The 2,681-nt window shown below is 23.0% G+C and carries 4 protein-coding genes; 2 read left to right on the top strand and 2 right to left on the bottom strand.

Going from position 1 to position 2,681, the window contains the following annotated elements; all coding sequences use genetic code 11:
• The first annotated feature begins 86 nt into the window (after positions 1–86).
• Complete coding sequence (locus tag ACYUEW_RS18825; RefSeq protein WP_003487034.1) at positions 87–578, top strand: LURP-one-related/scramblase family protein; 492 nt, start codon at positions 87–89, stop codon at positions 576–578.
• A 333-nt stretch (positions 579–911) separates the two neighbouring features.
• On the opposite strand, the gene ACYUEW_RS18820 is transcribed toward ACYUEW_RS18825, so the two are convergent.
• Entirely contained in the window at positions 912–1,316 is a 405-nt protein-coding gene (locus ACYUEW_RS18820) for a hypothetical protein (protein ID WP_003487032.1), read from the bottom strand.
• Positions 1,317–1,668: 352 nt separating this feature from the next.
• Between ACYUEW_RS18820 and ACYUEW_RS18815 the strand changes: the two genes are divergently transcribed.
• Positions 1,669–2,295: a dUTP diphosphatase gene (locus ACYUEW_RS18815; protein ID WP_003487031.1), complete on the top strand. Its 627-nt coding sequence runs from the start codon at positions 1,669–1,671 to the stop codon at positions 2,293–2,295.
• A 60-nt stretch (positions 2,296–2,355) separates the two neighbouring features.
• Here the strand turns inward: ACYUEW_RS18815 and ACYUEW_RS18810 are convergent, their stop codons facing one another.
• A complete protein-coding gene (locus tag ACYUEW_RS18810; protein ID WP_003487029.1) occupies positions 2,356–2,547 on the bottom strand; it encodes an H-type small acid-soluble spore protein in 192 nt (63 codons plus the stop codon).
• Between the last annotated feature and the right edge of the window lie 134 nt (positions 2,548–2,681).

Raw genomic sequence — 2,681 nt, 5'->3', positions numbered from 1 at the left:
CTTATAAGTTATATATTTAATAGTATATACTTAAAATTATGATAGAATAAATTTACTATATTAATTTATAAAAAGGATGATACATATTGAAATTTATAATAAAACAAAAATTGTTTTCTATAACTGATAAATATATAATAGAAAATGAATATGGAGAAAAACTATATAAAGCACAAAAAATACTTATGTCTATGTTTAAAAAAATAAAAATATACGATATAGAGGATAGGGAATTAGTATATATTAAAGAGAAATTTATAAAAATTTTACCTACTTATTTGATATATATGGGGGGAAACCAAGTAGCTACCATGAAAAAAGACATAAGTATATTAAAGCCTAGATTTACAGTAGAAAGTATCATAGGGGATTATGAAGTAAAAGGAGATATATTAGATATTAATTTTACTATAGAAAAAGCTGGAGAGACTGTAGCCAGAGTAAAAAAACATTTTCCAGCTATAAGAGATTCCTATGAAGTGGATATTAAAGAAGGGGCTAGTCAAAGTCTTATTTTAGCTATGGTTATAATTATAGATGATGTAGTTCATAATACAGAAAAGGAGGATGATGATTAATTTTATAATGTGTTTAAATAAGAGTGAATATCGAAATAAAATAGATTTAATTTTAACACCTAAAATATAAAAAATACACTTAATAAACTAAGTCATTTTGCTAAGAAGTTCTAGAATAGATTCATTAAAAATTTTCTAACAAAGTAAGGAACCCTCATTGCTTTAATGCCTGGAGTCTTCTAGGCTGTGATGAATTAGAATAATTTTTAAATATACCATATTAAGAACTACTAAAGTTTATTCATATGTTTATTATGTGTATTTTTTTATATTTGCTATCTTTAAGATTAAAGATATTTTTAGTCCTCTTGTTTTATCCTAAATGAGATTTTGCTATGATTTAGAACAAGTTTTGTTCTTATAAGGACATTTTTTATTACAACTATTATTACAATTGCTATTACAACTAGAAGAAGAGCTGTTTTTACAGCAACCATTTTTACAACCATTAGTATCTCTTGGAGTAATTTTCATCATAAAATCATTATTTTTATAAATTATTTCTACTTTTTTTATATTATTAGAAACTTCATTGTTATAAACTAATATGATCGAATCATATTCATGTTTTAAATCCTTTTCTTTAATATCATCTAATATTATATCTAAACGTCCTTTAGCACAGCAGCTTTTCACATAGGAAAGCCTAACACAAGAGTAATGATTTTCTTTTAGTAAGTTTGATAAATTCTCTGAAGCTTCTTTGGATATATATATTTCTAAATTATTCTTTTCCATATAAACACCTCAAATATAATTAGTAATATTTTATATTTACCTATTATAACTTAATTGTTAAATAAACAAAAACTATAAAAAATAAAAAATCATCACTTTGTAGCATAATGTTTTACATAAAAAACAAAAAAATATCAACAAAGGACGACTTAAATATGATTATAACATTAAATTAAGAAAGTGAAAACAATTATTATAAAGTTTTTTAGTGAATTTATACAAAAGTTGCAAGATATAATATAGATTTTATAAAAAATTGCTTATTAATATTATAATCATATATTTTTATAGTATAATATATACTTGTATACTTAACAAAAGTATAAGATTATGTTAAAAGAGGTGAAGGAGTATGGACAATAAAGTTAATGTTTATATAAAGGTTTTAGAGAATGGTAAAATACCAAGTTATGGATCTTTAAATGCTGCAGGGTGTGATTTATATGCTACAAAGTATATGGAGATAAAACCAGGAGAAATAAAAGTTATTCCCTTAAATTTTGTTATGGCTATGGATGAAAACTTGGAAGCACAAATAAGACCAAGAAGTGGATTATCCTTAAAAACTAATTTAAGAGTTCCTAATAGTCCAGGAACTATAGATAGTGATTATAGAGACATAGTAGGAGTTATATTGGAAAATACATATGATATAGCTAATTTGCCCTATGATATAGCAAAAGATCCTAATGTATTAAAAGTTTTAAAAGAAAAATATAAAGAAATATCTTTAATTGATTATTTAAATAGTAAAGAAGATATAAATTTAGATACTAGTAATTCTTTAAGTATATTGAAGCAAAAGATATACTTAGATGAAAAAGGCAATCCATACGGAACTATATATATAAATAAAGGAGAAAGAATAGCTCAGATGGTATTCAAAGAATATAAAAGAGCTAATTTTATAGAGTGTGAAAATCCTCAAGAAATAGGAGAAAATAGAGGCGGAGGATTTGGACATACAGGAATAAAATAATATTAATAAAAGGTGCTGAAGGCTAATTTTCGGCACCTTTTATTAAATTATATATTATCTTTAGTTATTTAATTTGTTACATTCACTAAGAGTTTTTACATTAACAACTATTTCTTTATCTGTGTTTAAACTTTTAATATGAGCTATATTTTCTTTATTGTCTACTTTTTCTATATGAACTGGTGTATTTTTATAATAAACAGGAATATATTTTTTAGAGTCTATTATTTGTTTAGCTCGTTTAGATTCCATAAAAAAACCTCCTAAATATAAAATATATTAATATTTTTCCCCATAAAAATAAATATATTAAGGAATTAATAAAGATAAATATATATTTATTTTTATAGGGGAAATTTTAAATATGTGAATTTATAGTATGTTTT

The sequence above is a fragment of the Clostridium sp. CTA-1 genome (genome assembly GCF_054768215.1).
The sequence above is the reverse complement of the archived record's forward strand: the minus strand, read 5'-3'. Positions and strand labels throughout refer to the sequence as shown.